Origin of the sequence: Cytobacillus oceanisediminis (genome assembly GCF_003182355.1) — a bacterium.
GTDB lineage: Bacteria > Bacillota > Bacilli > Bacillales > Cytobacillaceae > Cytobacillus > Cytobacillus oceanisediminis_A.
In genome coordinates, this window is record NZ_QGTW01000007.1 from 240,397 (window position 1) to 258,162 (window position 17,766).

The window sequence follows — 17,766 nt, forward strand, 5'->3', positions numbered from 1 at the left end:
TTTTCCCAGTCTTATTATTCAAGAGAAAAAACTAGTTTGGAGAGATTTTTATGTCAAATAAGCAACTTAAAAATACCACCCCATATAATCCCCTTCCGGAAGATTTCTTTCAGCAGCCCACACTCAAATTGGCTGAGGCTCTATTAGGCTGCCTATTGATAAAAGAAACAGAAGAAGGCATTGCTTCAGGCTATATTGTTGAAACAGAGGCGTATATGGGACCGGAAGACCGGGCGGCACATAGCTTTGGAAACAGAAGAACAAAAAGAACTGAAATAATGTTCAGCGAGGCTGGAGTTGCCTATACATATGCTATGCATACACACTGTTTGGTGAATGTCGTCAGCGGCCCCATGGAAAAGCCTGAAGCCATTCTAATTCGGGCAGTCGAGCCGGTTGATGGAATTGAACTAATGAAGAAAAGGAGAAATATAGAAGTCCCCAGGAATCTCACAAGTGGACCGGGAAAATTGACGAAAGCTTTAGGAATTACAATGGGTGACTATGGCCGCCGTTTTACCGAACCCCCTCTTCTGCTCGCTAAAGGAATCACTCCACAGGAAATCTCCCGCGGAAAACGGATTGGGATCGATAACTCCTGTGAAGCAAAGGATTATCCGTGGAGATTTTGGATTACCTACAATCCTTTTGTATCACGGCATAGAAAGAAGGATTAATTGTCCAATCGCTGAAAAACTTTTCCAAAAAACATCATTTTTTTAAAATTTTCTGTGTAAAAAAGCAGCCCTAAACAAACAATGTTTGATAAAGAAAGTTTTATGGGGTGCTGTGATGGATGCTTTTATTGATTTGCTTAAGGTGTATGGAAGAATCTATACGATTTTGCCGTTATTATTAGCTGTCACATTAATTATGGGAAAAAGATCCATAGGAGAGCTGCCGGTCTTTGATTTTTTAGTCATCCTGACCCTGGGCTCCGTAGTGGGTGCCGACATAGCCGAACCAAAGGTTAATCACCTCTTCACCATGTTCGCAGTGATTGGTATCGCCTCGCTGCAAATGCTCATATCCTATTTAAAAATTAAAAATAGGAAGTTTGGAAAACTGGTCACATTTGAGCCAACCATCGTCATTTACAAAGGACAGTTTCTGGTCAAAAATATGAGAACCATTAAATATTCGATTGATAATGTGCTGCAAATGCTGCATGAGAAAAATGTGTTTAATTTAAAAGATGTTGAAATGGCTATGATTGAAGCAAGTGGAGAGCTTTCTGTAAAATTAATACCACAAAAAGAAACGGCTCGGGTTGAGCATTTTACATCCCCTATTAGGGACAGCAGCTGGGAACTCCCCATTATCGTCGATGGAATTGTTTATAGAAATGTCATGCGGCGGGAAAACATTAGTGAAGAGTGGCTTAAGCAGGAATTGTTAAAAATGCAGATTAAAAACCTTGAGGATGTATTTTATGCAGCTGTAAATAAGCAAAGAGAACTTCATATTTCATTAAAAGATGATAAAAATAAACCGGAGGAGCCGCTCCTTTTCCATTAGGGAAAATGCGGCTTCCCAGGTCTATGCTTGTCTCTCCTGCTGTTTTTTAGTCAGCCATGATTGCAGGCGAGGTGCTAATTGGAACAGCAGCATTCCAATTAAAGCGGCAATTAAGATATATGCACCCGCAAATACCTTAAGTCCTCCTGTTGCCAATCCTGCAATAATAACAGAGAATTCTCCCCTTGAGGCCAATGAAAAACCCGACTTGAGAGAATCCGTTTTAGATAATCCATACCATTTTCCGCCGAAATACCCAACAGCCAGCTTATGGATGATTGACCATAAAACGATAACACCCAGGAGCCCTAGAGACGGCACATCTTCTTTAAATTCCAGTGAAAGGCCAAAGTTAAGGAAGAAGAAGGGGAGAAAGAGGTTTCTGACTGGAAAAACAACTTCTTCAACTTTATCCTTTACGACAGTTCCGGCAAGCATGATTCCAGCCAGAAAAGCGCCAATAACCTCTGAAAGTCCAAGGAAAACCGCAAATCCGCCATAGGTAATCGCTACTCCCAAAACCAAAATTAAAAAGGAATCTTCATTGGCAACCTTTTTCATCCAATGCTGTGCTTTATGAAGTACAATTCTGCTCATCCATATAGCTATGCCCGCTAAGAGGGCAACTTTTAGAAAAATTAATAGAAAATCCATAAATGAGAAGCTTTCCCCGCTTAAGCCAATTAACACCGTCACGAGGATGGGGGCGACAAGGTCTTCAAAAATTAATAGGGAAAGCATATATTCGGAATCTTTGTCTTCTAGGCGATTTTTGCTTTCCAGAAGCTTGACCGTAATAGAGGAACTTGTAGCATAAACAACTCCGCCGATTAATAACGATTCAAATAAGTTTTGACCAGCAATATAGGCAATTGCCGTGGTCACTCCCACACCAAGCAGGACATCCAAGAGCCCTGGCTTCCAAACTTTATTTCCGTTTTTTCTTAATTCACGAATGGAAAATTTCATTCCAAGCAGGAAGAATAGAAGGATTAGACCTATCTCCCCTGCAACTTCAATTACCTTTGTATCCGGGAAATATCCGAAAAAGCCGATTCCGGCTCCTAAGATAATATAAATTACAATATCGGGTATCCTTAATATTTTAATTCCGATTAAAGCGGTTATAAATAGGGCAAGAAAAATTAGCCCTATTGCAAGAGGCATATTCATATGCAGTATATCATCCTTTTTGTAAGCTATATTTTATGAACTATCCATACCCCTTTCCTCCTAGAATCATTCCTGTAAGTTAGGACCAATTTTGGATTTCAGGAAAATCACTGAAAAAACAAACTAAATCCCTATGCTGGATTTTTTTAATTTCATTTTAATTGGATAATAGATTTGTGGACTGGCAATGGGATGAATTGATTGAATACGCTTTATGCTATTGTATGGATTTTTGCTTTGCGGAAATGGGTGGGGGAAATTGGAAATGTCATTATCCCACCATGCCTTTCTTTATCTTGGGGGACTTTCTGTATTTTTAATGCTATCTGACACTACCCGATGTGGAGATATACCTAGGGAATCGATGAGCAAGTCAACCTGACTAAGACTCATATCACTTTTTCCATGATGGCCGTAAATATACCCTGCCATCATTCTAATTTTTTTATGCAGATTCCCCAGAAGTCCTATTAAAGAGAATCCTGTACATTTCAGGCTGGATTCTCTTTTATATTTTTAACGAGATAATTGATATTAAATTAAAATAGATTAACTCCATCTAATGGGTGGAGCTTAAAGTGGTCTGTCTTTTTTAAATCCCATTCTTTTAATCCACCACAAACGGCCTGTTGCAGCCTGGATCCCGTCCATCCCATTCATCCTCTTCCAATGGAATCAGTTTGATGTGCCATCAAAATTCGACAGGTACCTGGTACCTCAAGGAATTTGTCGATAAAAAACCAGGCTTTTTTACTGGACTTTTTTCATTTGAGCGTTTATTTTACTATAAAAAGGCAATATTCTTTGTATGAATAATTTTTAATATAATGGAATGGGATGGTGTTACGATGGCAGATAAGAAGAACGTGAAAGTTCCTGATAAAGATTTAAATATTGGTGCGAATGTGTCATTAAACGGCCTGGTAACAGCTGTTTTTGATAATATGGTCCATGTCCAGATTGGCGCTAAGATCGTGACGGTTCATGTGAAGGATCTATACTCCGGAATAAATCAGTCTTTATTGAAAAACCAGCAGGCATAACATCCACCATCTCTATAAGCATAATGCAGGAGGGGCAGCCCATAAGCTGCTCCTCCTGTTTGGTTTTTAAGGATTCCACTTCTTAAACTGGCTGCACTTGTTTAGCCAGAACTTCCGCAAAGCCATGGTCTCCAAGTATTTGATAAACAATTAGAGTGGTATCGTCCAATGAAGCCACAGCTTCCTCTGAAGCCTTTACAATTACTGCATCCGCTGAAACTCTTCCAAGGATTTCAAAGTCTTCAGGCAATTTTGCGTGGTCTGCTTCTCCAAGCAATGCCCATACAGGCAATCCCCCCTCAGTCCCTTTAGCTTCATCTTCTTCAAAAACTGCAGGGAAATCATTTGTACCAAGATGGATCAAGTCCTCTACAATTGCGCTCGCTGTTGGAAACATTCCCGCTCCAGGCCCTTGGAGGCTTATATTCCCTACGATATCTGCATCTATCGAAACCGCGTTTTGTACTCCTTCAACCCTGTACAAAGGATGCGACTCCCCAACCAATACGGGTTTCACTGTACATCGGACTGCATTTTTTTCCTTCTCAAGAGAAGCCACATGCTTAAATCTTAAGCCCAGGGAAGAAGCAATATAAATTTGCTCAATAGAAATATCGGTAATGCCTTTCCTTGTTGATTTCTCCCACTCCGGCGCCTTTCCGAAAACAAGTTCACTCAGGACGACCGCTTTAAAAAAAGCATCATATCCCTCGATATCGTTTTCAGGGTCTGCTTCTGCGTACCCTTTCTCCTGGGCGATTTTCAACGCGGTTTCAAATGAAAGCTTCTCTTCGCGCATACTAGTTAGAATAAAATTAGATGTGCCATTAAGGATGCCTTCAATCCTCTCAATTTTATTGGCATTAAGCAGCTGCTTGAGAGTCTGGATAATTGGAATCCCGCCTCCAACCGTTGCTTCAAAACCCAATGAGACGTTATGCTCTTTTGCCAGGGTTTTTAATTCACTTCCATGATGGGCAAACATCTCTTTGTTTGCTGTTATCACATGGCAGCCTCTCGTAACAGCCTGGCGCAAATATGTATAGCCTGGCTCCTTTCCAACGATCGCATCAATCACAACGTCAAGCTTTGGAAGCTCAATAATTTTTTGAAAATCATCAGTCAGAAGCACATCCTTATCAGGCAAACCATGCTTATCTACATTCTTAACGAGAATAGCAGATACCTTTACTTCTTTTCCAAGTATGGCCTGAAGCCGTCCCTGATGTTTGTTTATTGTTTCATAAACACCTTTTCCTACTGTTCCAAACCCCAAAAGCCCAACTGATATCGCTGACATATTTGCATTCCTCCTGCTTTAATAATGTTTCTTTCCAAGCCTTTAATAACACAAAAAACCCCTTCTGCCTATAATAGACAAGAAGGGGTTTGAATTAACGTACCGTTCATTCCGCCTTCTCATCTTCGGAAAATAAATTTCCTCTGAATTTGGCACCGGGCATTTATATGCTGGTTGCCGAGGCTTCATAGGGTCAGTCCCTCCGCCTCTCTTGATAAGAAGTTTTTCAGTATTTAAATTAATTAGATAAATCATAAACATTTAAATGAACCGCGTCAACCACTTTTTTAAAAATAGTTTTCATAAAATGCTTTCCCTATTAATTATTTTCACGGGGGGGTTCGTAAATGATTTCCAGGAAATGCTTCAGAATCCTTGCTGTCAGCCCCCAAATGACTTTGTCCTCAAAATAGTAAAATACCTCTTTCATCTTTCTTGTTTGCCAATTATAATTTTCTCCTCCAACTATTAAGTCAAAAGGAAAATTCTCTTCAGGCTCCACTTTAAAATTTACATGGTAAGTTTCCGGCTTTACTTCCTTAAGAAAAGAAAGCGGTACAGTAAAGACTTCTTCTACCTCCGCAGGATTCGGCACAATTTGGCTGGGAGTTTTAATAATGCCTGCATAAGGATAAATAATTTGCCCAAAAGAAATCATGTAATCTAACGGGGAAATATCTGTGATACTATCCTCGCTAATACCCAGTTCCTCCGAGGTCTCGCGGATAGCAGTATGCTCTTCATCCCTATCGCCAGGATCAATCCTTCCTCCTGGAAAACATACCTCACCAGGCTGCCTCCTCATTTTAAGAGAACGCACTTCAAACAGAACATGAATTTCCTCGTTTATTTCAACCAGCGGAAGCAAAATGGCAAATTTCGAAAATCGCTCACTCCCTAAAATAACAGGGGTCCGGTCTTTCAGCTTTTTAGCCAGCTTCTCAATCTCCACATATCCACCTCCAGCAGCTAGTTCCAGATAATAGAGTGTATCCTTATCATACTTTATTTACATGGATTTATTAATTCATACGGCTTGTACCTATTAAATATTCGGAAATCGCGTATATTTTACATACTTGAAAAACACTTTATGCAGAAAACAATGCTATACATAGCCCTCTCTTAAAGCCATTTCAAATTTTCATAGTGTCATGTATGCTTCCTAATCTCTTAATAAAGTTTCCGAAGCAGTTCTTAAGGGAAAGTAAGAACAAAACAAGATTTTAGGAGTGAGAAGAAATGAAGAAAAATATATTAATCGGAGGTTATGATACACAGCAGGAGCTCAAAGAAGCGATTGAAGGAGCAGAGTCCAATGGATACCAAAAGGAAAACCTGGTTATTGTCTCTAAAGATGGAGCAAATCTTAAAAGCTTTGCCGACAATTATGGTGTACACCTAAAAATAGTCGGATCCCAAGAACTGGGCAACCAGCGCTTCCTTGACTCAGTTAAAGCTCTATTTATGGGCGAAGACCCCGCAGCTAGCTCGGGCATAGATCCTGATAAAAAAGACGGAACAAGATTTGATGAGCATGACGTGGATGAGTATGCCAGCATGGTTTTCGATGGTAAGTATGTATTAATCGTCGACCACTATGGAACATACCCCGCTTCCCAGAAGGAAAATCAGGTGCAGGCAGAGGAGCAAGCTGAAGCCTACCGGGAAAGTGCCTCAGCACGAGAAGAGGTACTCGAGGTAAAAGAAGAACAGCTGGATATCAAAAAACTAGCCGAAAAATCAGGTGATGTAGAGGTAACTAAAAAAGTTGTCGAGGAACAGCAAAATGTTGACATTCCTGTCTCACATGAAGAAGCTTTTATTGAGCGGCGTAAACCGGTAAACCCAACTGCAGGAGCCCAAACGCCTATTGACGAAGAAGAAACACTTCGTGTGCCGCTGAAAGAAGAAGTTCTGCAAGTAGAAAAAAAACCGGTAGTAACAGAAGAGATTGTAATAGGAAAGAGAAAAGTCCAGGATACTAAGACGATCACCGAAAATGTAAAACATGAAGAAGTGGATATTAAAACACGGGCGGAACCGGACGCGGATGAGCCTTTAAGCAGGGACAAGCTGTAATAGTTTTTTTCACCTAAAATAAAAATGATTGGGATCTATAAGAATATATTTTCTTAGATAGGTATATTCATATCCATCTAACGGATTGGGAAAATTCTCCTGCTGGCATAGCATGGGAAGTATTTTCCCTGGCGGACTAGGAACCTTTTTAATTCCATATGGACGCATTTTATGACCCCAATTTTGGGGTCTTTTTTCTGCGAAAATAAAAAGAGAGGTTTCCCCCTCTTTTTAAGCATACATTTTCTTTTCATCTTCTTGTTTAAAAAAGCTCTTCATCGCGTGGAATACGTCTGCTTTTTGCTTGAGAATATAATATCGGAAATCGTCGTTTTTGATGTTTTTATACGCGGACATTAGAGTCGAGTGTCGGTTATACTGGTTGACTTCACCGTATCCAAACATATTGGATACTTTCATTAGGTCTTCTACAAGCTTTACGCAACGGGCATTGTCAGAGGTCAGGTTATCACCGTCAGAGAAATGGAACGGGTAAATATTATATTTGCGCGGGTTGTATTTCGTATCAATTAGTTCAAGCGCTTTACGGTATGCAGAAGAGCAAATCGTTCCTCCGCTTTCACCCTTGGAGAAGAAATCCTCCTCTGAGACCACCTTCGCTTCTGTATGGTGGGCAATAAATTCAATTTCCACCGTTTCGTATTTAGTCCTCAGGAATCGGGTCATCCAGAAGAAGAAGCTTCTGGCCATATACTTTTCCCAGATCCCCATGCTGCCGCTCGTATCCATCATGGCAAGCACAACTGCTTTTGAATCCGGCTTTACAATTTCATTCCATGTTTTGAACTTCAAATCTTCCTTATAAATTGGGTGGAAGGCTGCCTTGCCGCTCATCGCATTACGTTTGAATGCAGACATCATCGTCCGTTTCTTATCTATATTGCCCATAAGCCCTGTTTTCCGGATATCATTAAATTCAATGTTTTCCACCAGGTTTTCATCCTGTTCTTTTTTCTTCAAATTAGGCAATTCCAGCTGTTTAAAAAGTGCTTCCTCAATTTCCATTAACGAAACTTCTGCTTCGAAATAATCCTCGCCTGCCTGGTCGCCTGCTCCCTGCCCTTTTCCGGGTCCTTTTTGGCTGCCGGAACCATCGCGTGCCACTACATCTCCAATTTGGCTATCTCCATCGCCTTGGCCGACATGTTTATTTTTATCATAGTTATAACGGATTTTATATTCGTCCAATGAACGAATTGGTATTTTTACTACTTCCCGCCCATTCGACATCACAATGTTCTCTTCCGTTATTAAATCAGGCAAATTGTTGCGGATTGCTTCTTGAACTTTATCCTGATGACGCTGCTGGTCATCATGGCCTTTGCGATGGAGGGACCAATCTTCTTGGGATATCACAAACTGATGGTTATTGACATTCGTCATTTTAACCCCTCCTTTAAAAATTAAATTTTTTCACACATTCCAGCCTTCCAACATACAATATCGCGAGTGTCAAAAAAAGATACATCATCCCTAAATCAGCAGTCTGCCTGCTTTCCAAAGACTCATTTCCCTGCCATAACGGCAGCTTCCAAAACCCATTAGGCTCCAGCAAAAGAAATGTTTATTACTTTATCTTATGCAAGAAGACAAAATAATTTACAAATAATTTTGACAATAAGACGTTAGCAGCCTCTTTTGGACAAGCCCTTTTTTAAAAGGGGGTTGGCGCCCTAGGACAGTGCCAGTTATTTATACAAAAATAAACCTCCGCTATTTAGCGGAGGTCTTTATCTTCCTTGTTATTCTGAATAGGATCAGGGTATTTACTATATTCTTCCTTTAATTCTTTATTGGTACGCAGGTTTTCCATCTGATTGCCCAGATTCTTCATCTCTTCAACGTTCTCTGCCATTGAGCTGTTTGTCGGTGTATAATTCTTGTCCAATTCTTTCTTTTTCATGAATATCACCTCTAGTGGTTATATTCCCCGATCTGGCTTGTTTAAACTTTTCCCTTGCTTTCGGTCATAAAAAAAGCAAACCCAAAATATGATTTAACCAAAGGGGGGATTTAATGAGCGAATTCCTTTGCTGTGACCGGTGTGGTGAATTATCCATATATGATCGGACTGCTTATATTGAAAATAAGCCAGTTTGTCCCGAATGCCAGGATAAACGAGACGATCTTATAAAGAAAGCTGAAGAAAAATGATTGAGAGGCGCTCCGCCTCTTTTTTGTTTGGGATTTTTTTGATGCTCTTTTTACTTTTATATAAATTTAGGCCTTTATTTTCGCCGTTCTGTCACTCTTTAGACACTCAATGTGAGCAGTCTATTATACTAATTTTTAAAATCCACCCTTTGTTTATCGGTTTTCCAATATATTACTTTATTTGCATATTTTCCGATATATTTGCAATTTCCTCAAATGCTAACTGCATTAAAAAGCCTGGCAGCATTTTGCCAGGCTTTTCAAAATTTATCGATTCAGCAAGCTTCCAACATAGCGTAGTAATTCATTTGCTGAAGTTGAGTTATAACCATGCTCGTCAATTAATCTTGCTACCACCTCATTGACCTTCTTCAGCTGCTGCTCATCCGGTGTTTTGGAGGATGTCGTAATCTTTACTACATCCTTCAGATCAGCAAATAACTTCTTCTGAATGGCTTCACGAAGGCGATCATGTGAATTATAGTCAAACCGCTTTCCTTTTCTCGCATATGCGGAAATGCGGATAAGGATTTCCTCTCTGAACGCTTTTTTTGCATTTTCCGAAATGCCAATTTGCTCCTCGATGGAACGCATCAGCTTTTCATCCGGGCTGATTTCCTCGCCTGTTAATGGATCGCGCAGCTTCGCCTTATTGCAGTATGCCTCGACATTATCAAGATAGTTTTCCATAAGTGTTTTCGCGGATTCTTCATAAGAGTAGACAAACGCTTTCTGGACTTCTTTTTTGGCGATATCATCATATTCTTTGCGGGCAAGCGAAATAAAGTTCAGGTATCTTTCCTTAAGTTCTGGAGTGATGGATGGATGCTGATCCAATCCTTCCTTCAGGGAACGCAATACATCAAGTGCATTAATGCTGGTAATGTTTTTGCGGATGATCGTAGAAGAGATCCGGTTAATTACATAACGCGGATCAATACCGCTCATGCCTTCATCTGAATGCTCTTTTTTCAATTCATCTACGTCCGCTCTGTTATAGCCTTCTACGCTTTCTCCATCATATAAACGCATTTTCTTTACTAAATCAATATCGCCTTTTTTCGGATCCTTCAGACGGGTTAAAATCGTAAACATCGCTGCAACTCTCAAGGTATGCGGTGCGATATGCACATTAGCAACATCGCTTTCGCGAATCATTTTATCGTAAATCTTTTCTTCCTCTGAAACTTTTAGATTATAAGGAACCGGCATGACAATTATCCGGGAATGCAGTGCTTCGTTTTTCTTGTTTGAAATGAACGAACGGTACTCCGTTTCGTTCGTGTGAGCTACAATAAGCTCATCCGCTGAAATTAAGGCAAAACGCCCTGCTTTAAAATTCCCTTCCTGTGTGAGAGATAATAAATGCCATAAGAATTTCTCATCGCACTTCAGCATTTCCTGGAATTCCATCATACCGCGGTTTGCCTTGTTCAGTTCCCCATCGAAGCGATAGGCGCGGGGATCGGATTCTGATCCATATTCAGCAATGGTTGAAAAGTCGATGCTGCCAGTTAAATCGGCAATATCCTGAGATTTTGGATCTGAAGGGCTAAAAGTTCCAATTCCTACCCTGCGGTCCTCTGAGAAAATAATTCTCTCAATCATAACATCCTCTATGCGTCCGCCATACTCTTGTTCGAGACGCATACTATTCAATGGCGATAAGTTTCCTTCAATTCTGATTCCATATTCATCATAAAAGTCCTTACGGAGATGATGCGGAATTAAATGAAGCGGATCTTCATGCATTGGGCAGCCCTTAATAGCATAGACCGCTCCCCTATCAGAATGAGAATATTGCTCCAAACCTCTTTTTAGCATTGTCACTAATGTTGATTTACCGCCGCTGACCGGCCCCATTAGTAAAAGGATCCTTTTTCGTACATCCAGGCGTTTGGCTGCCGGATGGAAATATTCCTCTACAAGCCTTTCAAGCGCTTCTTCAAGGCCAAAAAGCTGATTGCTGAAAAACTGATATCGTTTTTGCCCCTTCACTTCTTCTACACCGGCATCTTTAATCATGTTATATACCCGTGAATGTGCTGACTGGGCAACCCATGGCTTCTCTTTAACAATTTCTAAATACTCTCCAAAAGTCCCTTCCCATTTAAGCTTTTCCTCTTCATGTCGATACATCTCAATTTTTTTCAGAATATCCATAAGGACCTCCCCCTGTCGCATTATCAGAGACGATTAATATACTCTATGCGCTTGGGCAATTGAACATGCGTATCTATTGAGAGTTTGATTTGTCCTTTTTATGGGGATGGTATATAGGAGTTCTAAATCCTTGGTTAAGAAAAAATTTTGCAGCACAGGCAAGCTGTAAAAAAAACTCCACACTTTTCATTCACAGCAACCCTGTAATGGGCTATAATAAGCTTATATACTTATTGCAGATTAACGGTCAGTAAAACTCCTTGCTATAATTCAAGATAAATGAAGGTATTGAAAAGGAGTTAAACTGACCGTAAAGGCCCGATTGGCTCAACTAACCATCAGAAGGAATGACATTCCCTCTGATGGAAGTTTCGCTTTATGCTTGCCTATTGACATATTGTTAAAGGAGGATTACATATACATGGGTACAATTATTATTATCGGTGTAATGGTTGCTTTCCTTGCTGCTATTTTTGCTGCTGGATATGATGACAAGCCAGGCGTAAACAACAAATAAGCTGCTGATATATCAGCAGCTTTTTTCTTTGGTTTAAATTTTATTTTAAATCCATTTTCTTCCCTTGAACAAAATCCTTCATATACATTCTTGTCTGTTTTTCCATCATGCCGCCGATTTGGCCGGTCCATGTGTCCATCCGTCTGCCACCCGTCCGCTCATTATAGTATTCGGAAATAATTCTGTTATACATTTCAAGCTCCTCGCGAAAGCCTTCTTCATCCTGCTTGTATTCATTTTCATGATAAATATGCTGAAGGGGCAGCCTTGGCTTTTTATCATTCTTTTTGGAAGGATAACCTACTGCCAATCCAAACAACGGAATAACACGATCCGGCGTTTTCAAAAGCTCTGCAACACCTTCTAGATTATTTCTAATACCGCCAATATAGCAAATTCCCATTCCCATGGATTCAGCGGCAATAACAGCATTCTGTGCTGCCAATGCTGCATCTATAATTGCCACCATAAACTTTTCAGTGCTTTCTATTGTAGGAATCACTTCTTTGTTCTCCATTTGGCCAATCACCTCATGGCGATGCAAATCTGCACAAAAAACAAAGAAATGCCCATTTTCAGCAACATAGCTTTGATTGCCGGCGAACTCTGCCAGTTTTGCTTTTTTCTCTTTATCCGTGACCCCAATTATCGAATAGGCCTGTACAAAGCTTGAAGTAGAAGCTGCCTGAGCAGACAGCACGATGGTTTCAATTTGTTCCCTGGTTAAAGGCTTGTCCTCAAAATGCCGGACTGAACGATGGTCCATAAGCAGATTGGTTACTTCATTCATTACATCTCATCCCTTTCCATATATACCCTTTCATTTTACCCAGAAATGAAAGATTTCTCCAAAGGAAAAGGCCTGACGGAAATCAGGCCACGAGCAAGCTCTATTTTAAATGTAAATAATCCTGCTGGCGCAGTGCTTCATAGACAAGAATGGCTGCTGTGTTTGATAAATTCAGCGAACGGACGTTGTCGTTCATCGGGATTCTTAAAGCACGATCTTTATTGTTTTCAATAACATCCTTTGGAAGGCCAGTCGTTTCCTTGCCAAAAATAAAATAGTAATCTTTGTCCACATTGCTGTAATCAAATGTGGAATGCGGCTTGCTGCCGTACTTCGTTAAATAGAAGTATTCACCGCCTTCACTATTTTTAAAGAAGGCATCAAGTGAATCATGATAAATAATATTTACATATTGCCAATAATCCAATCCGGCACGCTTCAGCATTTTATCATCAGTGGAAAAGCCAAGCGGACGGATCAAATGCAATGTTGTATCGGTTGCCGCACAAGTACGGGCAATATTTCCTGTGTTAGCCGGAATTTCTGGCTGGTATAATACTACATGCAATGCCACGTTTTTCACCTCTAAATTATACTCTCATGCTATTATATCACTTTGACTTCCTCTTACAAATTACCTGTCATCGGTGATTGTGAAAAATTTATACTTTATGTTGGGTGTGTATGCCGTTGAGTCTTCATAAGCCCAATATCGCATCCTGCTGTTATAAGTATGGGCATTGACTAAAGGCATTCCTGCAGCATCTTTTCCGGTAACAATGGTCGTATGGTCAAACCGCCCATCTCCCTGAAAATCATAGCAAATGACATCTCCCAGTAAGAGCTGATCCGGACTGGAGACCTCTTTTGCCCTTAAACCTGCATTCGAACTCGGCAGATATAATCTCATCGAATTAGCGACCGACCAGCTGAAGCTCCAGTTTTCGCTCCTCATCCACCACCCTTTTCCGCGGTTTGGATACCCCCTCATAGGGCCGCCCCCTACATGTAGGCACTGGGAAATATAATTGGTACAATCCACCTCGAATTTTTTATAGGCCGGATTATAGCTGTTCCACCATTTTTCTGCATATTGTACGGCTTTCATCCGGTCATATTTATATTCTAATCTCTTTTCTTCCCCTTCATTCTCGCGGATTAACCGGTCTTGTTCCACCTGGATATCTTTAAAAGGATTTTTCTCCTGATCCTCGACTAAAACTCCTTTATAAAATTCAGCTATGCGCTCTTCAATTTCCTCTTCCATATAGAGCATGCCCTTTTGCTTAATTAAGTATTTGAAGTGGACATTGTATTCAACCGGCTTGACATCATCTTTCTCAGCACCAACTCTGGTAACTTTCCCAGTGGCCTGAGCTTTAACAATTTCCCCTGAGCGGCTGGACAAAGATTCCTTCTTCTTTTCAATTTTGGGGCAAGTATGAATCGAATTCCTCGGATGGGAAACGCACTGCTGCACTCTTTTAATTAAAAGCTCCTGAAGCTGGTTCCTCACGTATCTCACTCCTCTCATACTCAATACATATGAGGACGGTGAATGGACCTTGCTTAAATTTTGCTCAAAAGGCAGCAATTTTAAGGGATGGCAGGCAGATTTTCAATTTAGGTGCTTATTTCATAAACAATAGAATGCTTTATCTCTCTAGTCGGGTTGCTTTTCTATGCACAAGAAACTTTTCTCTGCTTAGATTGCATAAAAAAATGAGGAGGAAAATTCCCCCTCATTACTGTTCTATATAACTTAAGCCATTTTCGATTTCTGCAAGAACCTCTTCATCTTTTTCCTGCTGTAAAGCTAGTTCCAGAGCTGAAAGAGATTCTTCACCTCCAATTTTCCCCAGTGCCCAGGCTGCCGTTCCCCTGATTACTGGCCGCGGATCAGTTGTCATGACTTTAATCAGATCACCGATCGCTGTTTCATCTTTATAATGGGCCAATCCAATAATAGCATTTCGCTGAATTGGCTTCTTTCCTCTCCAGGAGCCTGAAACAGGGCCGAACTTTTCCTTAAATTCACGGTTTCTAATGAAAAGCAGCGGCCTAAGAAGCGGTTTGGCAACTTCCGGATCCGGCTCCATCTCTTCATGAAAATGAAAGTCCTTGCCTTTATTTTCAGGGCAGACTGTTTGGCAGGTATCACAGCCATAAAGCCTGTTCCCAAGCTTTTCTCTATAAGGTTCTGCCAAGAAACCTTTTGTCTGCGTTAAGAAAGCAATACACTTCTGTGCATCGAGCTGCCCGCCCTGGATTAAAGCTCCCGTCGGACACACCTCAACACATTTATTGCAGCTGCCGCATCTGTCCTCCATTGGCTCATCAGATTCAAACGGAAGGTTCGTAATCATTTCTCCCAGGTACACATACGAACCAAATTCCGGTGTAATGATGGAACAGTTTTTTCCGCTCCAGCCAATGCCAGCCCGCTGTGCAACTGCCCTATCCACAAGCTCGCCTGTATCCACCATTGATTTGCAGATCGCTTCAGGCACCCTCGCTTGAATAAATTCTTCAAGCTTTTGAAGGCGGTCTCTCAATACATGGTGATAGTCTTTACCCCACGAAGCACGGCAAAAGACCCCTCGTCTCTCACCCTTTTTGCTGATAGCTCTTATCTTCATTTTTGAAGGATATGCTAGGGCAATCGAGATTATCGACCTCGGTTTGTCCACTAAAAGCCCCGGATTTACCCTCTTTTCAATATCAGGCTCTTCAAAGCCTGACTGATACTGAAGCTCCTGCTGCCTGATCAGCCTATTCTTCATCTCGTCAAAAGTGCTCGCCGTTGTAAATCCGATTTTATCAATCCCGATTGTTTTGCTGTACTCAATTACTTCTTGCTTGAACTGTGCAAAGTCCATATCGAAAACCTCCCTTCGATGAAAATTTATATATTTATAAGGTCATTATTTATAGAAACATCGCTTATTATGATAAACTATTTTAAAGTGAATTTGGAGGTGGAAAGCTTGGAAATTACGATTTCCCCCGAGTTGTGCGAACTATTTCCGCAGTTTAAAATCGGTATTATTACATATACAAATATAGAAGTCGGACAGTCACCGCAAATGGTAAAAGGCCGTCTCCAGCTGTTCCAGGAATCTATCTATTTTGATTTAGAGGATAAAAACGTCACAGACCTGGAAGGCATTAAAGAATGGAGACAGATCTTCAAGACAGCAGGAAAGGATCCCAACCGCTACCGTCATTCTGCTGAAGCACTGTACCGAAGAATTAAAAAGCAGAATTACCTGCAGCCAGTCAATAGCTTAATTGATATTAACAATTTCTTCTCATTGGAATATCAAATTCCGATTGGCGTTTATGATGCAGACAAGCTTTCTGGTGATTTATCTATCAGGCTTGGCAAAGAAGGAGATGAATATAACGGTTTAAACGGAAGACCCAATTCACTGGCCAATTTAATTATTAGCGAAGATGAAGCGGGACCCTTTGGGAGCCCATTCGTCGACTCTGAAAGAACAGCTGTGACAGAACAAACAAAAAATGCCGTTCAAATCATCTATTTGCGCCCTTCACTTAAAACCGAGCAAGCTGAGAAAATGGTTGAATCATTAATGAACATGTACACACAAGTCCATGGGGGCGAAGGGAACTTTAAGGTAATCGGGTGCTAAATGCACCCTTTTATTTCGACAAAATTCGGGTGGTACCTGGTACCGGATAATAGCCAAAAATGAAAAAACGCAATACCTCGTTCTTTTTGAACGAAACACTGCGTTGGCTATGTATGGAGCGGGTGAAGGGAATCGAACCCTCATCATCAGCTTGGAAGGCTGAGGTTTTACCACTAAACTACACCCGCATTTTTATTTATCTTAAATTTAACCACTTTGTCGAATCTTATCAAAAGCTAAATAGCCCCGATAACGAATCAACTATTTAATAGTACTAAATTCAGCAGAAATGGTCAACCCTTTTTGAGAAATTTGTCGAAAGAAAGTGCCGGAGAGAATGATCATTTCCACTTCGGCACCTCTTGAAAATCAGAGTTATACCCACCACATGGAAGCAGGCTGCTCTTCAATTAAGATAGAGTTTAAATTCTTAACTGCCCGTGTAAATCCTTCATCAATCGACATTAGCGGATCTTCGTGCTCGATGCTGACGACATAATCGTATCCGAACGTCCGTAAGGCGCTCATCATGTCCGACCATTCCTGCAGGCTGTGTCCGCACCCTACTGACCGGAACGTCCACGCTCTTGTCTGGACATGGCCATATGGCTGCATATCCGTTAAGCCGTACATATTTACATTTTCCTGGTCAATATAGGTGTCTTTTGCATGGAAGTGGTGAATAGCATTTTCTTTCCCCAGTATTTTAATGGCTGCAATAGGGTCGATTCCCTGCCACCATAAATGGCTTGGGTCCAAATTGGCCCCGATTGCCTCACAGGTTTCTTCCCTTAATTTTAAAAGCGTATAAGGTGTATGCACAAGAAAACCGCCGTGGAGCTCCAGCCCGATTTTGACATTATGTTCCGTTGCAAACTTCCCGGCTTTTTTCCAGTAAGGAATAAGCTTTTTTTCCCATTGCCACTTTAAAACATCACCATATTCATTTGGCCATGGAGAAACAGGCCAATTAGGATGCTTGGCATCTTCCCCATCACCCGCTGTTCCGGAAAAACAGTTTACAACCGGAACATTCATCAAGCTTGCCAGTTTGATGGTATCAAATAACACTCTGTCTGATTCCTCAGCAAAAGCTTTATCAGGTGAAATCGGATTGCCATGGCAGCTGAATGCGCTGATTTCCAGTCCTCTGGAAGTAACCTTTTCCACATAATCTTGGCGAAGGTCTTCATTTTCCAATAGCTCCTGCAGATTGCAATGGGCATTTCCGGGATAAGCACCCGTTCCGATTTCGACTGCCTTTAGCCCAGCAGCCTTCACATGGTCAAGCATATCCTCAAAGTTTTTTTCCGCAAAAAGAACCGTAAACACTCCGAGCTTCACAAGTG

Annotated in this window: 17 protein-coding genes, 1 tRNA gene and 1 riboswitch; of the genes, 6 read left to right on the top strand and 12 right to left on the bottom strand. The window is 40.9% G+C overall.

Annotation, left to right across the window (positions count from 1 at the left end; translation table 11 throughout):
- Positions 1-50 precede the first annotated feature (50 nt).
- Positions 51-677 carry a DNA-3-methyladenine glycosylase gene (locus DFO73_RS15005; RefSeq protein WP_110065557.1) on the top strand — a complete coding sequence of 209 codons (627 nt, stop codon included), beginning with the start codon at positions 51-53 and terminating at the stop codon, positions 675-677.
- Positions 678-792: 115 nt separating this feature from the next.
- The gene (locus DFO73_RS15010; RefSeq protein WP_110065558.1) at positions 793-1,518 is read left to right on the top strand and encodes a DUF421 domain-containing protein; all 726 of its coding nucleotides are present in this window, start codon (positions 793-795) and stop codon (positions 1,516-1,518) included.
- Positions 1,519-1,539: 21 nt separating this feature from the next.
- Here the strand turns inward: DFO73_RS15010 and DFO73_RS15015 are convergent, their stop codons facing one another.
- Positions 1,540-2,691, bottom strand: a complete 1,152-nt coding sequence (locus DFO73_RS15015) for a cation:proton antiporter (RefSeq protein ID WP_110065559.1) — start codon at positions 2,689-2,691, stop codon at positions 1,540-1,542.
- Positions 2,692-3,539: 848 nt separating this feature from the next.
- Here DFO73_RS15015 and DFO73_RS15020 point away from each other — a divergent pair.
- Positions 3,540-3,734: a hypothetical protein gene (locus DFO73_RS15020; protein WP_110065560.1), complete on the top strand. Its 195-nt coding sequence runs from the start codon at positions 3,540-3,542 to the stop codon at positions 3,732-3,734.
- An 82-nt stretch (positions 3,735-3,816) separates the two neighbouring features.
- Here DFO73_RS15020 and DFO73_RS15025 read toward each other — a convergent pair whose 3' ends face one another.
- Complete coding sequence (locus tag DFO73_RS15025; protein ID WP_110065561.1) at positions 3,817-5,034, bottom strand: homoserine dehydrogenase; 1,218 nt, start codon at positions 5,032-5,034, stop codon at positions 3,817-3,819.
- Between the two features lie 116 nt (positions 5,035-5,150).
- A riboswitch (SAM riboswitch) is annotated at positions 5,151-5,255 on the bottom strand.
- Between the two features lie 98 nt (positions 5,256-5,353).
- Positions 5,354-5,986, bottom strand: coding sequence for an NUDIX hydrolase (locus tag DFO73_RS15030; RefSeq protein ID WP_110065562.1), 633 nt, complete (start codon positions 5,984-5,986; stop codon positions 5,354-5,356).
- Between the two features lie 290 nt (positions 5,987-6,276).
- On the opposite strand from DFO73_RS15030, the gene DFO73_RS15035 reads away from it, so the two are divergent.
- On the top strand, positions 6,277-7,116 hold the full coding sequence (locus tag DFO73_RS15035; RefSeq protein WP_110065563.1) for a YsnF/AvaK domain-containing protein: 840 nt from the start codon (positions 6,277-6,279) through the stop codon (positions 7,114-7,116).
- A gap of 231 nt (positions 7,117-7,347) precedes the next feature.
- Here DFO73_RS15035 and yhbH read toward each other — a convergent pair whose 3' ends face one another.
- Complete coding sequence (gene yhbH, locus DFO73_RS15040; RefSeq protein WP_110065564.1) at positions 7,348-8,520, bottom strand: sporulation protein YhbH; 1,173 nt, start codon at positions 8,518-8,520, stop codon at positions 7,348-7,350.
- Positions 8,521-8,854: 334 nt separating this feature from the next.
- Entirely contained in the window at positions 8,855-9,040 is a 186-nt protein-coding gene (locus DFO73_RS15045) for a hypothetical protein (RefSeq protein ID WP_110065565.1), read from the bottom strand.
- 113 nt (positions 9,041-9,153) lie between these two features.
- Between DFO73_RS15045 and DFO73_RS28740 the strand changes: the two genes are divergently transcribed.
- Positions 9,154-9,291: a hypothetical protein gene (locus tag DFO73_RS28740; protein ID WP_181396030.1), complete on the top strand. Its 138-nt coding sequence runs from the start codon at positions 9,154-9,156 to the stop codon at positions 9,289-9,291.
- A 267-nt stretch (positions 9,292-9,558) separates the two neighbouring features.
- Here the strand turns inward: DFO73_RS28740 and DFO73_RS15050 are convergent, their stop codons facing one another.
- From DFO73_RS15050 to queG, 5 genes are all read right to left on the bottom strand, one after another.
- Positions 9,559-11,454 (bottom strand): PrkA family serine protein kinase, encoded by a 1,896-nt coding sequence (locus tag DFO73_RS15050; protein WP_110065566.1) that lies wholly within the window; start codon positions 11,452-11,454, stop codon positions 9,559-9,561.
- A 557-nt stretch (positions 11,455-12,011) separates the two neighbouring features.
- On the bottom strand, positions 12,012-12,761 hold the full coding sequence (gene nfsA, locus DFO73_RS15055; protein ID WP_110065567.1) for an oxygen-insensitive NADPH nitroreductase: 750 nt from the start codon (positions 12,759-12,761) through the stop codon (positions 12,012-12,014).
- 100 nt (positions 12,762-12,861) lie between these two features.
- Positions 12,862-13,335, bottom strand: a complete 474-nt coding sequence (gene trmL, locus DFO73_RS15060) for a tRNA (uridine(34)/cytosine(34)/5-carboxymethylaminomethyluridine(34)-2'-O)-methyltransferase TrmL (protein WP_110065568.1) — start codon at positions 13,333-13,335, stop codon at positions 12,862-12,864.
- Between the two features lie 60 nt (positions 13,336-13,395).
- Positions 13,396-14,277 (bottom strand): amidase domain-containing protein, encoded by an 882-nt coding sequence (locus tag DFO73_RS15065; protein WP_110065569.1) that lies wholly within the window; start codon positions 14,275-14,277, stop codon positions 13,396-13,398.
- 229 nt (positions 14,278-14,506) lie between these two features.
- Complete coding sequence (gene queG, locus DFO73_RS15070; protein WP_110065570.1) at positions 14,507-15,640, bottom strand: tRNA epoxyqueuosine(34) reductase QueG; 1,134 nt, start codon at positions 15,638-15,640, stop codon at positions 14,507-14,509.
- A gap of 108 nt (positions 15,641-15,748) precedes the next feature.
- On the opposite strand from queG, the gene DFO73_RS15075 reads away from it, so the two are divergent.
- Positions 15,749-16,417, top strand: coding sequence for a B3/B4 domain-containing protein (locus DFO73_RS15075; protein WP_110065571.1), 669 nt, complete (start codon positions 15,749-15,751; stop codon positions 16,415-16,417).
- A 114-nt stretch (positions 16,418-16,531) separates the two neighbouring features.
- Here DFO73_RS15075 and DFO73_RS15080 read toward each other — a convergent pair.
- Positions 16,532-16,605 (bottom strand) — tRNA-Gly (locus tag DFO73_RS15080).
- A gap of 187 nt (positions 16,606-16,792) precedes the next feature.
- Positions 16,793-17,761, bottom strand: coding sequence for a sugar phosphate isomerase/epimerase family protein (locus DFO73_RS15085; protein ID WP_110065572.1), 969 nt, complete (start codon positions 17,759-17,761; stop codon positions 16,793-16,795).
- Positions 17,762-17,766 lie beyond the last annotated feature (5 nt).